Annotated in this window: 21 protein-coding genes; 8 read left to right on the top strand and 13 right to left on the bottom strand. The window is 72.5% G+C overall.

Annotated elements, in window-relative coordinates; genetic code table 11:
• The coding region (locus AKI01S_RS51860) for a hypothetical protein (protein WP_169814031.1) at positions 1 to 454 on the top strand (454 nt) is incomplete at its 5' end.
• A 7-nt stretch (positions 455 to 461) separates the two neighbouring features.
• Here the strand turns inward: AKI01S_RS51860 and AKI01S_RS28925 are convergent.
• Positions 462 to 1,109, bottom strand: coding sequence for a TetR/AcrR family transcriptional regulator (locus AKI01S_RS28925; protein ID WP_067824855.1), 648 nt, complete (start codon positions 1,107 to 1,109; stop codon positions 462 to 464).
• Between the two features lie 97 nt (positions 1,110 to 1,206).
• Here AKI01S_RS28925 and AKI01S_RS28920 point away from each other — a divergent pair, with 97 nt between their 5' ends.
• Positions 1,207 to 1,935, top strand: coding sequence for an SDR family NAD(P)-dependent oxidoreductase (locus tag AKI01S_RS28920; protein ID WP_067824853.1), 729 nt, complete (start codon positions 1,207 to 1,209; stop codon positions 1,933 to 1,935).
• Here the strand turns inward: AKI01S_RS28920 and AKI01S_RS28915 are convergent.
• Together AKI01S_RS28915 and AKI01S_RS28910 are read right to left on the bottom strand one after the other, a co-directional pair.
• Positions 1,919 to 2,476, bottom strand: a complete 558-nt coding sequence (locus AKI01S_RS28915) for a dihydrofolate reductase family protein (RefSeq protein WP_067824852.1) — start codon at positions 2,474 to 2,476, stop codon at positions 1,919 to 1,921. The two genes, AKI01S_RS28920 and AKI01S_RS28915, sit on opposite strands and share 17 nt — an antisense overlap.
• 35 nt (positions 2,477 to 2,511) lie before the next feature.
• Positions 2,512 to 2,919 (bottom strand): PPOX class F420-dependent oxidoreductase, encoded by a 408-nt coding sequence (locus AKI01S_RS28910; protein WP_067824849.1) that lies wholly within the window; start codon positions 2,917 to 2,919, stop codon positions 2,512 to 2,514.
• A 186-nt stretch (positions 2,920 to 3,105) separates the two neighbouring features.
• Between AKI01S_RS28910 and AKI01S_RS28905 the strand changes: the two genes are divergently transcribed.
• On the top strand, positions 3,106 to 4,101 hold the full coding sequence (locus tag AKI01S_RS28905; protein ID WP_067824847.1) for a sigma-70 family RNA polymerase sigma factor: 996 nt from the start codon (positions 3,106 to 3,108) through the stop codon (positions 4,099 to 4,101).
• Between the two features lie 31 nt (positions 4,102 to 4,132).
• Here AKI01S_RS28905 and AKI01S_RS28900 read toward each other — a convergent pair whose 3' ends face one another.
• The 5 genes from AKI01S_RS28900 to AKI01S_RS28880 form a co-directional block, all read right to left on the bottom strand.
• Positions 4,133 to 5,047, bottom strand: a complete 915-nt coding sequence (locus AKI01S_RS28900) for an NAD-dependent epimerase/dehydratase family protein (protein ID WP_067824845.1) — start codon at positions 5,045 to 5,047, stop codon at positions 4,133 to 4,135.
• Positions 5,044 to 5,427 (bottom strand): hypothetical protein, encoded by a 384-nt coding sequence (locus AKI01S_RS28895; RefSeq protein ID WP_067824843.1) that lies wholly within the window; start codon positions 5,425 to 5,427, stop codon positions 5,044 to 5,046. The genes AKI01S_RS28900 and AKI01S_RS28895 overlap by 4 nt, the downstream gene beginning before the upstream one ends.
• Positions 5,428 to 5,467: 40 nt before the next feature.
• A complete protein-coding gene (locus AKI01S_RS28890) occupies positions 5,468 to 6,379 on the bottom strand; it encodes an NAD-dependent epimerase/dehydratase family protein (protein ID WP_067824863.1) in 912 nt (303 codons plus the stop codon).
• A gap of 94 nt (positions 6,380 to 6,473) precedes the next feature.
• Positions 6,474 to 7,679, bottom strand: a complete 1,206-nt coding sequence (locus AKI01S_RS28885) for an FAD-dependent oxidoreductase (protein ID WP_067824841.1) — start codon at positions 7,677 to 7,679, stop codon at positions 6,474 to 6,476.
• 1 nt (position 7,680) lies between these two features.
• Positions 7,681 to 8,235: a TetR/AcrR family transcriptional regulator gene (locus AKI01S_RS28880; protein ID WP_067824839.1), complete on the bottom strand. Its 555-nt coding sequence runs from the start codon at positions 8,233 to 8,235 to the stop codon at positions 7,681 to 7,683.
• 120 nt (positions 8,236 to 8,355) lie between these two features.
• Here AKI01S_RS28880 and AKI01S_RS28875 point away from each other — a divergent pair, with 120 nt between their 5' ends.
• The gene (locus AKI01S_RS28875; protein WP_067824837.1) at positions 8,356 to 8,946 is read left to right on the top strand and encodes a hypothetical protein; all 591 of its coding nucleotides are present in this window, start codon (positions 8,356 to 8,358) and stop codon (positions 8,944 to 8,946) included.
• A 207-nt stretch (positions 8,947 to 9,153) separates the two neighbouring features.
• On the opposite strand, the gene AKI01S_RS28870 is transcribed toward AKI01S_RS28875, so the two are convergent.
• Both AKI01S_RS28870 and AKI01S_RS28865 read right to left on the bottom strand, forming a co-directional pair.
• Positions 9,154 to 9,981, bottom strand: a complete 828-nt coding sequence (locus tag AKI01S_RS28870; protein ID WP_067824835.1) for an alpha/beta fold hydrolase — start codon at positions 9,979 to 9,981, stop codon at positions 9,154 to 9,156.
• Between the two features lie 403 nt (positions 9,982 to 10,384).
• Positions 10,385 to 10,882 carry a hypothetical protein gene (locus AKI01S_RS28865; RefSeq protein ID WP_067824833.1) on the bottom strand — a complete coding sequence of 166 codons (498 nt, stop codon included), beginning with the start codon at positions 10,880 to 10,882 and terminating at the stop codon, positions 10,385 to 10,387.
• A gap of 89 nt (positions 10,883 to 10,971) precedes the next feature.
• Between AKI01S_RS28865 and AKI01S_RS28860 the strand changes: the two genes are divergently transcribed.
• Complete coding sequence (locus AKI01S_RS28860) at positions 10,972 to 11,640, top strand: TetR/AcrR family transcriptional regulator C-terminal domain-containing protein (RefSeq protein ID WP_067824831.1); 669 nt, start codon at positions 10,972 to 10,974, stop codon at positions 11,638 to 11,640.
• 59 nt (positions 11,641 to 11,699) lie between these two features.
• Complete coding sequence (locus tag AKI01S_RS28855; protein WP_067824829.1) at positions 11,700 to 12,596, top strand: helix-turn-helix domain-containing protein; 897 nt, start codon at positions 11,700 to 11,702, stop codon at positions 12,594 to 12,596.
• Positions 12,597 to 12,602: 6 nt separating this feature from the next.
• Here the strand turns inward: AKI01S_RS28855 and AKI01S_RS28850 are convergent, their stop codons facing one another.
• Positions 12,603 to 12,860, bottom strand: a complete 258-nt coding sequence (locus AKI01S_RS28850) for a DUF397 domain-containing protein (protein WP_067824827.1) — start codon at positions 12,858 to 12,860, stop codon at positions 12,603 to 12,605.
• Positions 12,857 to 13,678, bottom strand: coding sequence for a helix-turn-helix domain-containing protein (locus AKI01S_RS28845; protein ID WP_067824825.1), 822 nt, complete (start codon positions 13,676 to 13,678; stop codon positions 12,857 to 12,859). The genes AKI01S_RS28850 and AKI01S_RS28845 overlap by 4 nt, the downstream gene beginning before the upstream one ends.
• A gap of 163 nt (positions 13,679 to 13,841) precedes the next feature.
• Here AKI01S_RS28845 and AKI01S_RS28840 point away from each other — a divergent pair, with 163 nt between their 5' ends.
• Together AKI01S_RS28840 and AKI01S_RS28835 are read left to right on the top strand one after the other, a co-directional pair.
• Complete coding sequence (locus AKI01S_RS28840) at positions 13,842 to 14,150, top strand: hypothetical protein (RefSeq protein ID WP_067824823.1); 309 nt, start codon at positions 13,842 to 13,844, stop codon at positions 14,148 to 14,150.
• On the top strand, positions 14,147 to 14,341 hold the full coding sequence (locus AKI01S_RS28835; protein ID WP_067824821.1) for a hypothetical protein: 195 nt from the start codon (positions 14,147 to 14,149) through the stop codon (positions 14,339 to 14,341). The genes AKI01S_RS28840 and AKI01S_RS28835 overlap by 4 nt, the downstream gene beginning before the upstream one ends.
• Positions 14,342 to 14,346: 5 nt before the next feature.
• Here the strand turns inward: AKI01S_RS28835 and AKI01S_RS28830 are convergent, their stop codons facing one another.
• Entirely contained in the window at positions 14,347 to 15,207 is an 861-nt protein-coding gene (locus AKI01S_RS28830; RefSeq protein WP_067824819.1) for an oxidoreductase, read from the bottom strand.
• Positions 15,208 to 15,242 lie beyond the last annotated feature (35 nt).

Raw genomic sequence — 15,242 nt, 5'->3', positions numbered from 1 at the left:
GTTGGCGTCCCGGCCGCTCCGGTTCCCCTCCGTCGCGGCGGGGGCCGCGTGCCCCACGACCGCCCCGCGCCCGTGGTCCGGGCCCGGCGTGGCGGCGGCGGTGCTCGGCGACGGGCCGGTGTATCCGGTCGCCGACTACTTCGGGAAGGGCACCGTGCTGGAACTCCGCGCCCGGGACCGCCGCTCCGACGGCTCCTACGTCAAGAAGGTCCGCTGGATCGGCGCGGGATACCGCGGGCCGGTCCTCGTCCGGGCCGCCCGGATCGACGGCGGGGGCACCGCGGCCAGCAGGTTCGCCTACACGGGCGAGGAGCGTGACGGCGGCTACCACGCCGAGCTTCCGTCCCCGGCGAGCGACCTGCCGGGAACGACGACGGTCGGCGGGCCCGGCTGCTACGCCGTCCAGGTCGACGGCACGACGTTCACCACGGTCGTCGTGTTCCGCGCGGCCTGAGCGCCGGTCACGGCCGCGGGCCGGGCGCCCGCAGGACGGCGGTGAGCTGCTCCGCCGTCAGGGCGGGGACGGGGACGGGCCGGGCGGCGTCCGCGCGCAGGCCGTCCAGGAAGAAGGCCAGGCAGCGCCGCCACAGGTCGGGGGCGGTGTCCATGGCCTGGCGGATCACCTGGGACATCGCCCAGACGAGGGTGGCCAGGTCGGTGGGTTCGAAGTCGGCGCGCAGCGCCCCGCCCTCCTTGGCCCGCGCGATGATCCGGTCCGTGTGCCGGAAGCCGCTGTGGCAGGCGGCGACCACCTCGGGTGACAGCGGCGCGCGCTGGGCCAGGGCGTCGTTGAGGCCGCGGTCCTGGGCCTGGAGTTCGAAGAGGCCCTCGACGAAGCGGACGAAGCCGTTCCACGGGTCGGGGTCGGCGAGGGCGTCGGCGGCGACCTCGTCCAGGGCGGCGATCCGCTGGGGCAGGATCGCGTCCAGGAGCGCCTCGCGGGTCGGGAAGTGGTTGTAGAGCGTGCCGATGCTGACCCCGGCGCCGCGCGCGATCTCCTCCAGCGGCGCGTCCAGGCCGCGTTCGCCGAACACCCGCAGGGCGGTGGCCAGCAGCTTGTCGCGGTTGCGGGCGGCGTCGGCCCGCAGCGGCCTGGATCCGGTCGGCATGGGCCCATCATACGAACTTGAGGAGACCCTCAATTTATGTGCTACCGTCGGGCCAACAACTTGAGGGATCCCTCAACTTAGTTCCGGAGGACGCACCATGAGCACAGCCGCACACGGAACCGCCGTCGTCGTCGGCACCGGCCCCGGCCTCGGCATGTCGATCGCGCACCGCTTCGGCCGGGAGGGCCGCCCGGTGGCGCTGGTCTCGCGCGGCGCCGACCGCCACGAGGGCTATGTCCGCTCGCTGGCGGACGCGGGCGTCAGGGCCGAGGCGTTCGCCGCCGACGTGCGCGGCGACCGGTTCCCCGCCGTCCTGGACGAGATCGCCGACCGGCTCGGCCCGGTCGAGGTGCTCTACTACGGCGCGTTCGGCGCGGACCCGGCGGGCGGGCCGACGCCGATCCTGGACGCCGGGTCCGACCACGTCCGCCGGGCGATGGACTGGATCTACCCGGCCGTGGACGCCGCCCGCGCCGTGCTCCCCGGCATGCTGGAGCGCGGCGCGGGCGGGCTGCTGTTCGCGGGCGGCCTCAGCTCCGTGGTGCCGATGCCCGCGCTGGGCGACATGGCGCTCTCCTCGGCGGCGCTGCGCAACTACGCCCTGACCCTCAACGCGGCGCTCGCCGACAGGGGCGTCTACGCGGGGACGCTCACCATCGGCGGGCTCGTCGAGCGCGGCGACATCCACGCGATGGTGACGGCGGCCCCCGAGAAGTACGGCGACGCCGCCGGGCACACCCTCGACCCGGACGCCATCGCGGCGACCGCCTGGGAGATGTACACCGCGCGCGACCGCGCCGAGACGGTGTTCAACGCCCTCGCGTGACCGGGTCGTGCTGGACGGTGTAGTTCAGCACGACGACGCCCGACCGGCGGGCGTGCGTGCCGACGAGGGTCAGCGGCGTCCGCGGGTTCTCCGGGAACGGCCCCAGGGGCCGCCCCACGACGACGGGGTGCACCGCGAAGCGGAGCCGGTCGAGCAGGCCGTTCTCCAGGAGGGTGTGCGACAGCCGCCCGTGGCCGAAGACGACCAGGTCGCCGCCCTCCTGCTCCTTCAGCCCGCGCACCTCGGCGACCACGTCGCCGCGTACGAGGACCGAGTTGTTCCACTCGGCGCGCTCCAGCGTCGAGGAGAACACGTACTTGCGGATGCCGTTGATCGCGTCGGCGAAGTCCCCCTGCCGGCCCGGCCAGCGCCAGGACAGGTCCTCGTACGTTCCGCGCCCCATGAGCATGGCGTCGCAGCCCCGCAGGAGCTCGAACGCCTCCTGGTGGAACTCCTCGTCGAAGTGGTCCAGGGCCCAGGAGCCGGGATCGTTCACGACCCCGTCGGTACTGATCAGCGTCGACTCGATGATCTGGCGCATGTGCGGTCCTCTCGGTCGGGAAGGTGGTGGGGGTGTCAGTCGTTCCGGGCGTCGGGCGCGGGCGGCCACAGCCAGACCCGGTCGGCGGTGACGCGCACGATGACCCGCTCGGCGTCGGGTTCCGGCGGCGGTTCCGCGCCGTCCATGTACCGGGCGTACAGCTCGTGCAGCAGCGTCTTGTCCGGGTCGTCGGTGATCGTCACGGTGCCGCGGATCTCCGCGTACCCGGACGCGTCCGCCACCAGGAGGCTCACGCGGGGGTCGCGCTCCATGTTGCGGGTCTTCAGCCGCCCCCTGATCGTGCTGAACACCACCGCGTCGCCGTCGTGCTTGACGAAGATGACCGAGGACTGCGGCCGTCCGTCGGCGTTGGTGGTGGCGAGGACCGCCGTGTGCGGCCCGTCGATCAGGCTCCGGGCGGCGGCGGGCAGGGCGACGGTCACGGGCTCTCCTCCGCGGTCGGGGTGCTGGTTCCGTTCATGGAGACCCGGCGGGGGCCCGGCGGGAATCGCTTCGCGGAACGGCTGTGACGCGGGTCACCCGGCGGTTCCGCGGACGCCGATTCCTTTGGGCGCGGCGGGAGGTCTCCATGTGCGGACGGTGCTGTCGGCGGGTGGGGACGGACGAGGATGACGCGTACGGGAGAAGCGGCCGGGACGGTGGAGGACTTCGCCACCCTGGCCGAACCGTTCCGGAGTGAGCTGCTGGCGCACTGCTACCGGATGCTGGGCTCGGTGGACGAGGCCGAGGACCTGGTCCAGGAGACCTTCCTGCGGGCGTGGCGCGCCTACGACCGCTTCGAGGGCCGTTCGTCCCTGCGGACCTGGCTGTACCAGATCGCCACCAACGTCTGCCTGACGGCGCTGCGCCGGGCGGGACGCCGCGTGCTGCCCTCCGGGCTGGGCGCGCCGGGCGAGGACCCGTTCGCGCCACCGGAGACGGCGGACCCGCACGGCCCCTGGCTGCAACCGCTCCCCGACGCGCTCGTCACCGCCGCGGCCCAGGACCCCGCCGCCGTGGTCGTCTCGCGGGAGAGCCTGCGGCTGGCCCTCATCGCGTGCCTCCAGTACCTGCCGCCCCGGCAGCGGGCCGTGCTGATCCTGCGGGACGTGCTGGCCTTCCCCGCCCCGGAGGTGGCGCGGATGCTCGGCACCACCACGGCGGCGGTCAAGAGCAGCCTGCAACGCGCCCGCGCCCGGCTGGAGGAGGTCGGCCCGGCGGCCGACCTGGCCGCCGAACCCTCCGGGCGCCGCCAGCGGGAGCTGCTGGAGGGGTACGTCGCGGCGTTCGAGAACAGCGACGCGGCGGCGTTCGAGAGGCTGCTCCGCCAGGACGCCGCGCTGGAGATGCCGCCGACCCCCACCTGGTTCTCCGGCCGCGCGACCTGCGTGCCCTTCCTCGCCTCGGCCGCCGGCTCCCCCGGCGACTGGCTGATGGTCCCGACCACGGCCAACGGCCAGCCCGCCGCCGCGGCCTACCGCCGCGGGCCGGACGGGGTCCACCGCGCGTTCGGGCTCGCCGTGCTCACCGTGACCGAGGCGGGCATCTCCCGGATCGTCGCCTTCGGCTTCCCCGGGATCCTCACCCGGCTCGGCCTCCCCGAGACCCGCACGCCCCCGCGCTGAGGAGGGCGAACGGTCTCGCGGCCGGATGTCCTCAGGCCCGTGGCGCGTGCACGCCCTCGCGGTAGGTGGGCAGCGCGGGCGTCCACCCCAGTTCGGCCCTGGCCTTGAGGTTCGACACGCGCATGGAGGTGTCGACCATGAGGGTGGCGAAGTACGGCGCGGCCAGCCGGATCGCCCAGCCGGGCAGGCGCCGGGGCGGCCGGGTCCCCGCCGCCCCGGCGTGCTCGGCGATCATCTGTCCCCAGGTGACGGGCTCGTCGTCGACGATGTTGTACGCCTGGCCCGCCCTTCCCTTGTCCATGGCGGCCACCGTGGCCGCGGCGGCGTCGGCCAGGTGGATCCACGACATCGTGCCGCCACCGTCGCGGGGCACCGGCAGCTTGCCCGCCCGCAGCGCCGCGATGACGCCGTCCGAGCCGGTCAGGCCGTAGAAGGCGCCGTAGCGCAGGGCGATGCCCTCGATGCCGTCGGCGGTGAGGACCTGCTGCTCGGTCGAGTGCAGGGCCGCCACGATCGGGCCCACCTTGCCCTCGCGCCGCCGCCCGAACGGGTCGCTTTCGGTCAGGAGGCGGGTGCCGTGGTCGGCGTACCCGTAGCCGGGCACCATCGACTGGGTGAGGAACCGGCGGGCCCCGACCGTCCGCGCGGCCTCCAGCAGGTGGGCCGTGCCGACCGTGCGCAGCGTGTTGGTCATGTCCATGTCGGCGTACCGGGCCGGGGGCTTGCTGAGCGCGGTGAGCTGGTGGATCACCACGTCGGCGGAGATCCCCTCCACCGCGCGCAGCAGGGCGTCCCGGTCGAGCACGTCGGCGACCACCAGGCGGGCGCCGGGTACCTGGGCGGCAGGTTTCCGGGTGAGGGCGAGGACCTCGTGCCCCGCCGCGCGCAGCTCCTCCAGCAGCGGGCGGCCGATCGCGCCGGTGGCTCCGGCGAGCAGCACCCTCATGTCGTTTCCCTCTTCCGCAGACGCAGGTAGATGGTGGCCAGGGCGATCAGGGTGAACAGGCCGAGGATCGGGACGTCGGTGCCGTGGCCGCCCAGATGCCGGTCCATGAAGTGCGTCATGGTGTGCAGGCCGCTGGCGACGGCGAACCCGGCCAGGGACACCACGAGCGCGTCCGACCAGACCAGGGCGAAGAGCAGGGTGGCGCCGATGCCGATCTGGAAGGCCCCGGCGTCGTGCGCCAGGTGCTCGTTCACCGGGTGGTAGTTCACGTAGTCGATGAAGCCGGCGGGCGACAGCAGCGCCCAGAAACCGAACACCAGCATGCCGGCCGCGCTCAGCAGCACACCGATCGTGACCAGGGGGCGGGGGCTGTTCCTCATGCGCGTTCCCCGTTCCGGGAAAGGAGGCTCTCGGCCCGCGTCACGCCAGCCCCTCCCTGAAGCCCTGCCGCCAGGAGGCGTAGTGCGGCTGCCAGCCGAGTTCCCGCCTGGCCTTGGCGTTGGAGAAGCCGCGTCCCTCGGTCATCATCGTCACCGCCGTCGGCCCCGCCAGCAGCCGGGCCAGCCAGACGGGGACCCGCATCGGCGGCTTGGCCCCCACGCACCGGGCCAGGTAGGGCAGCCACTCGCGGGCCGGGGCGGGCTCGTCGTCGACGATGTTGAACACGCCCGTCGCCTTCCGCTCCACGGCCAGGACGGTGGCGCCCGCCGCGTCGTCCAGATGCACCCACGAGCAGTGACCGGCGCCGTCGCCGACGATCGGGTACTGCCGCTTGCGCACCATCTCGGCCTGGTCGTCGCTGGCGCCCGGCCCGTAGAACGCGCCGTAGCGCAACACCGTGCCGCCGAACCCGGCGACCGCGGCCTCCAGGTGGCGGATCGCCGCCGCCGCCTGGCCCGTGCTCCTCGGGTCCAGCGGGTCCTCCTCGGTCTTGACCCATCCGTCCTCGCGGATGCCGTTCCAGGCGGCGTAGCCCTGCGCGACGAACTGGGACACGCCGTTCGTCCGGGCGGCGGCCAGCAGGTGGTCGGTCCCCTCGGTGCGCAGCCGGTTGGTGGTGGCGAACCAGCGGTCGAAGTTCTTCAAGTCGGGCTTGCCGGAGATCGCGGTCATCTGGTGCACGATCACCTCCGGCCGGGCCCGGCCCACCGCCTCGGCGACCGAACCCGCGTCCAGCCCGTCCATCACCACCGCCTCGGCGCCCATCCGCTCCAGCAGGCCCAGCCTGGACGCGCTCGTCGTCGTCGCGATCACCTCGTGCCCCCGCTCCACGAGCTGCGGCACCAGCCGCCGCCCCAACGCCCCGGCGCCTCCCGCTACGAACACCCTCATGATCATCTCCTCTTCGACGTGGACGTCTGCATGCGAGACAAACGACCCGGCCGGTTCGTGACACTCGGGAAGGCGATTCCGAGAAAAAAGGCGATCACCGCGCGGGCGGGGAGGCGATGTGCTCCGGACGGACGCCCATGCCGATGAAGCGGCCCATCAGGTGGCGCAGCGGCGGCAGCGCCCGGAACGCGGTGAAGATCGGCGGCACGTGCCGGGTGGTGTCGTCGTCCAGGTCCCTGGGGTACAGGTCGCGCAGGATGCCGAGCTGGAAGGCCTGGGTGATCCGCGCGGCGCGTTCCCGGCGCGCCTGCACCCGGGCCAGGTCGGCCCGCGACGGGCTGTCGCCCCGGGCGAGGACCGGGCCCAGCAGGTTGGCGGCGGCCACCGCGTCCTGCACCGCCAGGTTGATGCCCACCCCGCCCGCCGGTGACATGGCGTGGGCGGCGTCGCCGATGCACAGCAGCCCCGGCCGGTGCCACCGGGGCAGCCGGTCCACCCGGACGCTCAGCCGGTGCACCGCCTCCCAGTCGTCAAGCTGGTCCACGCGGTCGGCCAACGCGGGCGCCAGTCGCGCCACCCGTTCCCCGAACGCCGGGAGCCCCGCGGCCTTGAGCTCGCCGAAGGCGTCCGTCGGGATCGCGTAGGCGATCTGCCAGTAGTCGCCGCGGTCGATGGAGATCAGCGCCCCCTGGCCGCCCTGGAAGAACGGCACCTGGTCCTCCGGGCGGCGGGGCAGACGGAACCACAGCACGTCCATGGGAGGTGAGGAGCCCACCGGGGCCAGGCCGGCGGCGGCCCGTACGGTGGAGTGGCGGCCGTCGGCCCCGATCACCAGGTCGGCCCGCACCTCCACGGGACCGTCCTCGGTGTCGGCCAGGACTCCGGTCACCCGCCCCCGCTCGGTGCGCAGTTCCGTCACCCGGGCGCGGCGCAGGAGGCGGAAGGAGGGGTGGGCCGCGGCCTTGCCCGCCAGGAAGTCCAGCACGTCCCACTGCGGCATGAACGCGATGTAGGGACAGCGCACGTTCAACCGGGTGAAGTCGGCGAAGGTGACGTCCCGGCCGCCCATGTTGACCGTCACCCGCGGCATCTTCGTGTGCGGGAGGTCGAGGAACTCCTCGATCCATCCCAGCTCGGCGATCAGCTCCAGCGTGGAGGGGTGGACGGTGTCGCCGCGGAAGTCCCGCAGGAAGTCCGCGTGCTTCTCCAGCACGACCACCTCCACACCCTGGCGGGCCAGCAGCAGCCCGGCCATCATGCCCGCGGGGCCGCCCCCCACCACACAGCACTGTGCGCGCATCTCATCCCTCTTCCGGAAACAGCAGCCCGACCAGGGCCGAGACGTCGATGGGGGTGCCCAGCCGCCGGTTGACGGCGACGGCGGCGAACAGCGTCCGGGCCGCCGTGGCGGTGTCGTGCGGGCGCAGCTCACCGGCCGCGACCCGTTCGGCCAGGAAGTCGCCGATCAGCCGCTGGCCCTGGCCCACCAGCCCCGCCAGCGGCGCGCGGGCCTGGGCGGCGCTGAAGAACACCGCCATCAGCTCGGCGTTGTCGGCCAGCAGCCGGTCGAACGCCTCCAGCAACCCGGTCAGCACCTCGGTCGCCGGACGGTCGTCGTGCCGCAGTTCCCCCAGCTCGCGCAGCCGGGGCAGGAAGCCCCGCTCCGACAGGAGGGTCTCCACCATCGCCTCCTTGCTGTCGAAGTAGCGGTACAGCAGCCCCGGCGTCACCCCGGCGGCCTGGGCCACGTCCTTGACCGTGGCCCCGTCCACCCCCTTGTCGGCGAACACCCGCAGGGCCGCGTCCAGCAGCTGCTCCCGGCGCCATGCCGCCTGCTCACTTCGTGACCTGGCCATCGCCCACCTCGTTGAATAAATGTTTATTCAACGTAGCATGCGGGCGCCCCCCGGGCGGGGCCGTTGACAAGATCACGTCGGGGGTCGCAGGCTGTGCCGTCGACGCTGGAGGTGAATCCCATGTTCGAAGAGCGGCTCGTGGAGTTCTCCCGCGAGCGTCTGGGCGGCCGCCCCCTCCCGGACGACCTGCGCATGATGCTGGTGGCGCAGTGGCAGGGGCGCACCGAGTTCCGGGACCTGCTCGGCATCACCTTCCTGGAGGCCGGGAAGCCCCACCCGTTCCTCGACACCGGTCATCGCGACGCGGACGCCGACCCCGAGACGCGGGCCATCGACGCCGCGCTCGCGGAGATGAGCGGCCATCTCGGGATCGTGGCGCAGAGCGACAAGGGCTGGATCGGCTACTGGCTGCACCCCGACGAGCCCGCGGACCGTCCCCCGCCCCTCATCCAGCTCGACACCGAGGGCTCGTACTGGAGCATGGTGGGCAGCACCCTGGCCGAGGCGTGCGCCGCCGACCGCGCCCGGTACCACGACGAGCCCGACGAACGGGTGGCCTTCACCCTGCTCGCCGACCGGCTCGCCGAACTGGGCCTGCCCCTCGGCACCCGCGACTACGACGCCCTCCGCGACCCCGAGTACGCGGTGAACCCTGAGGTCCTCACCGACGAGCTCATCAAGGCCGAGTGCGAGAAGCGCGGCCTCGCCTGAGGCGTGGGCGGCCTCCCGTCCGTCGGCGCTCCGGCGGACCGGCCGTGTCCGGGCAGGTCGAAGACCAGGACGCGGAGGCCGCGGCGGCGTCGCGCGAGTGCTCCCAGCGGGTCGGCAGTGGCGCCTAACCCCGGCAGCAGGACGATCGTCCGGGAACCCTGGCCGTGTTCCTCCCGGTGGATCCCCGAGCTGGTGGACGGCAGCGGTTCAGTCCGTCCGCGCGGCGTGGGTCGTGGTGAAGTCCAGGAGGGTCGCGGCGGTGAGGGGCGGGGCCTCCAGCATGGGCGAGTGGCCGACGCCGGGCAGCATCTCGATCCTCGCTCCCGGAACGGCGCGGTAGTCGGCGGCGGAGGACGGCCGCCACCTCCGGTCCTCCTCACCGAAGATCACCAGCAGTGGTGTGCCGAGGGGCGCCAGCCGGTCCGGGAGCGGCCGTTCCCTCAGGTACGCGAGGGTGCCCCGCATCGAGGCGGTGAGCGTGTGGAAGGTCATGGCCCGCACGTCGTCCAGGAACTCCTGGGGGATCTCGTAGCCCGGACGGCTGAACCCGGAACCGGCGAACAGGCGGAGCTGCTCGTCGGTCAGGTGCGGCCACTGCGAGGGCTCGATGGCGACCTGCGGCGCGATGGAGGCGTCCATCCCGGGCCCGGTGCCGATGAGCGCGAGCGCGGTCACCAGGCCGGGCCGCCGTTCGGCGAGGGCGGTGGCGACCGCGCCGCCGCTGGAGTGGCCGACCACGGCGGCGTGCCCGACGCCGAGCCGGTCCAGCGCCGCGCCGACCCGGCGCGCCTGGTCCGGGACCGTGTAGCCGCGGTCCTCCGGTTTGGCCGACCGGCCGTGGCCGAGCAGGTCGATCCGGATGACGCGATGGGATCCGGTCAGCAGCGGGACCAGCGGGTCCCACGAGCGGGTCGAGGAGGCGGACCCGTGGATGAGCAGGAGCGCGGGGGCGTCGCCAGGGCCGTCCTGGCACACGTGGAGGTTGGCGGCCTCGGCGTCGCCGTGCGCGTGCGGTTTCCCGTCAGGAAGGGTCATGGGCCCACTGTGACCGCCGGTCCACGCCGGTGGATTGGACGAATGTTCCCCTCCCCCGGCCCGCCCGGGTCCTGTCGCCGACAGCGGACGCGGTCGGACGGCGCGGCAGCGGATGGGACGGCCCCGCGTTGATGACCGGCGGGTGCCCAAGCGGGATCGCGTGGAAGTTCCGCCCCGGGACGCCCTGGCGGGATGTGCCCGAGCGGTACGGATCCTGGCGTACGCCGCAACGTGGTGGAGCGCTGTCAAGCACTGGCATGGCATCGCCACCCGCCACGACGAGACCACCGGGTCCCATCGGGGCGCTGTCACCCTGGCCGCCCTACTGATGGAGCTGTGACCACGTGGCCGGGGGTTCGGGCCATGACGGTCTACGGCCACCGCGAAGCCCTCACTTGTCTCGTCAGGAGACAGCCAGCGAGACGAGAATGGCCAGCGAGCCGACCGTCGTGAGGAGGAAGCGGGCGATGACAAGGGGCCGGAACCAGCCGGGGAAGACCTCCTTGGCCGCCCCCATCAGCGCCTTGACGTCGATGGTCGCGGTGTCGGACCTGCGCAGGGCGTTCTCCACGTACCGGTCGACGAAGACCTGGCTGGTGGTGATGAAGCCGCCGGCGACCAGCAGGATGGGTTGCAGGATCCAGGTGGGCAGCGGCTGGTCGGCGAGGTTCAGCACGGCGAGCGCCGCGAGCCCGGCGGCGATCATCACCGAGACCGCCACGCTGGCTTTGCTGGCGGTGAAGTCGAGGCCGTGCTCGGCCAGGACGGCGGGGGTGCGGCCCTGGCGCCGGATCTCGGTCTCGGCCGCCCGCTGCGCGGCGGCGCCGTGCCGGTGGCCGACGAGCGGAACGGCCAGGTAGGTCAGGGCCGTCAGGATCTGGAGGGCGATGACGACGGACACGAGGGGGCCTCCTTGGACAGGCATTTGAACTTAGTTCGACAACGTAGCGGCGATTTGATCTAAGTTCAACGCGGGCTAGGGTGAGCGGCATGCTGACCAAGGAGCAGATCGTCCGGGCCGCCGTCGAGGTGCTCGATGCCGAGGGGGTGGACGGGCTGAACGTCCGTCGTCTGGGCACGCATCTCGGGTCGGCCGCGTCGGCGATGTACTACCACGTGAAGAACAAGGACAAGCTCCTCGTCCTCGCCGCCGACCACGTGTTCGGCGAGATCCCGATGCCCGATCCGGCCGGGACGGGATGGCGGGAGGCCGCCGCGTCGCTGGCGAGGGGGGCGTACGCGATGGTCGTGCGGCACTACTGGTTGATCCCGGCGATGAGCACGCACCTCATCTACGGCCCCAACAAAGCCCGCTTCGACGAGCAGTCGTTGGGGGTCTACGAGTCGGCCGGGTTCACCGAGGCCGAAGCGGACCAGGCGGCCGCGACCGTCCTCATGTTCGTGATCGGCGCCGCGCAGGGGGAGGCGGCGCAGGCGGCCTGGCGGGCGCAGCTCCGGCGAAGCGGCGCCGACGGCGACAAGGAGCTTCGCGAGATCACCGCCGAAGTGTTCGAGATCGCCCGGGCCTTCCCCCGGCTGCGGGCCCGCATCGACTCCGACACCGCCCGGCCGTCCGACGACACTTTCGAGTTCGGGCTCCAAGCCCTCCTCGCCGGACTGGAGTCACGCCTGACCGCCCGTGGCACACCGGCCCGGTAAGACCGCGATCCTCGCAGCGGCCATGCGAAGGGATTGAAGACGGCCTCTAGCATCGGGCCATGCGGCTCATCGCGCACGAACGCGGCGATGCGGCGGTGTGGGACGTCGTGCGTCCGGCACGGCCCAGCCGGGTGGCCGGTGTCACCATGGCCGGGTTCCTTCGGGGCGCGGCTCCGGCCGACCACCGGGTGGTGCCGCACGCGGCCGTGATGCTGGCGCTGGACCTCGGCCCCGCCCCGCTCATCGTGGACGACGCCGACGGGCGGCGGCACCGGGGAGGTCTCGTCGCCGGGCCCGGGCTCGGCGGCGCGGTCCGGGTGCGCGGCGAGAACGTCGAGTGCCTGCACGTGCGCCTGACCCCGGTGGCCGCACGCGCCGTTCTGGGCGTCGATCCGGCCGACCTGGGCAGCGCCGTGGTGGCCCTGGACGACCTGTGGGGACGGCAGGCGTCACGGATCCGTGAGCGCCTGGCCGACACCTCCTCCTGGGAGGAACGCTTCGCGCTGGCCGAGGCGTTGTTCGTCCACCGGCGCGCGGCGGGCGCGCCGGTGGAGCCGGAAGTGGCCTGGGCCTGGCAGCGGATCGCCGCCAGCGGCGGCCGGGTCCGGGTCGACCGGCTGGCGGCCGAACTCGGCTGGAGCCGCAAACGCCTGTGGTCCCGCTTCCACGCGCAGATCGGCCTGCCGCCCAAGCGCGCCGCGAGGCTGGTCCGCTTCGACCGCGCCGCCCACCGCCTGGCCGAGGGACGGGACCCGGCCCGGGTCGCGGCCGACGGCGGCTACACCGACCAGTCCCACCTGCACCGCGACGTGGTGGCGTTCGCCGGGACGACCCCCGCCGCCATGGCCGACGAGAGCCGCCGGGCCACAGCGGCACTCACGGACCCGGCGCTCACGGACCCCGCCGGACCACAGTGGATCTCGGCCCGCCCGTCATGGACCATGTGCACCCGCTAGCCGCACTCAGCGTTCGCCGCGCCGCACCCGGCGCGAGAACACCCGCCACTCGTCCACATCGAACGCCAGCACGGGCCCGTCCGGATCCTTGGAATCACGAACGGCAATCGCAGGGCGGAGGTCCGCCACCTCAACGCAGCCTTGCTGGTGATCGCTGTGGCGGCTCTTACGCCAATGTGTAGCCGCAACCTCGACGCACCCTTCCTCGTGGTCGCTGTGGCTGCTTTTGCGCCAATGCACGACCGAGAGATCCGTCGGGTTCACAGGTCCTCCATCACAGACTTGATCAAAGCTCGTGTCTCATCCACATGGTGAGCATGCCCTCTGATCGTGTCGTATTGAATGAGGTAAGGCATCACCATCTCGGGCTGCTCGATGAATGCTCTCCATACGCCCGCCGTCTCGATGTACGCGGCATGTCGCGCATCCCTGAAGCCAAGCACGATGAGGCTGCCCGCCAGTCCCGCGTAGTACCCACTGCCCCAGGGAACGGCGGTAAGCCGGACGTTCGGGAGCTCACTCGCATCAAGCAGCGCTTGGAGTTGCCGTCGCTGGATCTCCCGGCTGCCCACAACTCGTCGTAGCGCGCCTTCATCCATGCAGAAGAAGAGTTCTGGAGCGTCCTCCTGCGTCAGGATCGCCTGCCGCTCCATTCGCTGAGCGAGACGTTCCTCCAGGTTGGGACGGTTGGCAGTTGCCAGAACGGCACGTGCGTAGTCCTCTATCTGGAGCAGTCCGCTGACCAGGAGCGCGCTGAACGCCTTGACGCATACCGCCTCTCGCTCACGTTCCACGTACCGCTCAAAGCCGGGGAACACAGGCATGGCGTTGGGCAGCTCATGGATGAGCTTCCAGTGCCGCGTGAACACGCCGTTGGTCTTGAAGAACGTGTCCAGGTCCTCGGAAACGCGCCTGGAGGGAGAGTTCGTGCGGCGCTCATACTGCCCGATGAGCTGGTCCGTGTAGCCGAGAGCGTCAGCCAGTTGCTTCTTGGTGAGACCCGCCGCCTCCCTCCACGCCGTGAGCTCTCTTGCGTACGCGATGTGTCCCAGGTCTTCATAGGGCTCGGAACGCGAGGGCATGGGACTCCCTGAACGCTAAGCCGGTCGGCAAACCGGCTGTCGGTGGGAACGGTCTCGGCGCGGGTTGTTCGGGGGTTAACCGGGGTTCGTGTCCGAGAGCAACCAAGCGTGTGAGCCTGGTCACACGTTCCCCGCAAGCGGCTCCCGAAAGGCGGAAAAGTCCATGGTTCCCTCGAACCAGCGGAGCACGTTCCTCGGTGTTCTGGACCAGGTCATCAAGGAAGACCAGCCGGAGTTGCGGTCCGGGGTGGTGTTCCGGCGCGGCGTTCCGATCCTGTTCGTCGCCTGCGTCACCAACCGTGGCGCGGTCGCCGAGATCGGCTGCGACTTCGACCTCACGCACGGCTGGACGTTCACGTGGGTGTCCGAGGAACGTCCGATCGGCCCCGTCACCGCCACCGCGCTCGCGGCGGCCGAGATCGCCCGTCGGCTGCGCCTCGCCCGGCCGCTCCCCCGCGAGTCGCTGGCATGAGCGCGCGCGTTCCGCTGCGGTCGGCCCTCGCCATCGTCTCGGCCGCCTACGAGGAGGCGATGCGCGAGCACGGTCTCCTCCCCGACACCATCACCGTGATCAGCGCGATGGCCGCCCGGCACCTCGAAACGCTGGAGGCCGAGGACCGCTCCGAGGACCGCGGGGCGAGACCGCCCGATGGCGGAACATGACGAACTCAGGCGGGGAAGTCGGTGGCACGGCCGAGGGTCTCCAGGTGGTCCAGTTCCTCCAGCCGGGCCCGCAGGTGGGCGCGGATGCGGTCGAAGGCGGGACCGCCGAGGGGGAGCCGCAGGGGCGGGTGGGGCCTGCTGACGGCGGTGACGATGGCGCGGGCGGCGCGGACCGGGTCACCGGGCTGGGCGCCGTTCTGGGCCAGGAAACCGGTCTTGGCCGGTTCCAGGACGGGCCGGTAGTCGTCGATCGGGGCGGCCCAGCGCACCGAACGTCCGGCGAAGTCGGTGCGGAACGGGCCGGGCTCCACGATGGTGACGCCGATGCCCAGGTGCGCCACCTCGGCGGCCAGCCCCTCCGACAGCCCCTCCAGGGCGAACTTGGTTCCGGCGTAGGCGGTGCCGCCCAGGGTGGTGCTGACTCCGCCGACCGAGGACATCTGCACGATGTGCCCGGACCGCTGGGCGCGCATGCCCGGCAGGACCGCGCGGATCAGGTTGACCGGGCCGAACACGTTGGTGTCGAACTGGTCGCGCAACTGCCCGTCGGTGATCTCCTCCAGGGCGCCGCGCATGGCGTATCCGGCGTTGTTGACCAGCACGTCGATCCGTCCGAACGCGGCCGTGGCCTCCTGGACCGCCCGCTGGACGGCGGAGGGGTCGGTGACGTCCAGCCGCAGCGCGCGCACCCGGTCCGGGGCACGGTCGGCCAGGTCGGCGATGGTGGTCTCGTCGCGGGCGGTGGCCGCCAGCCGGTCACCGGCGTCGAGCACGGCCTCGGCCAGTGCCCGGCCCAGACCGGTGCTGGTCCCGGTGATGAACCAGACCTTCGGCTCCGGGCATCCGGGGGCGGGGTGGGCGTCCATGGGCTTCTCCTGATGATCGTTTCGAACGGTGGCGT

The sequence above is a fragment of the Actinomadura kijaniata NBRC 14229 genome, assembly GCF_001552175.1.
GTDB lineage: Bacteria > Actinomycetota > Actinomycetes > Streptosporangiales > Streptosporangiaceae > Spirillospora > Spirillospora kijaniata.
The sequence above is the reverse complement of the archived record's forward strand: the minus strand, read 5'-3'. Positions and strand labels throughout refer to the sequence as shown.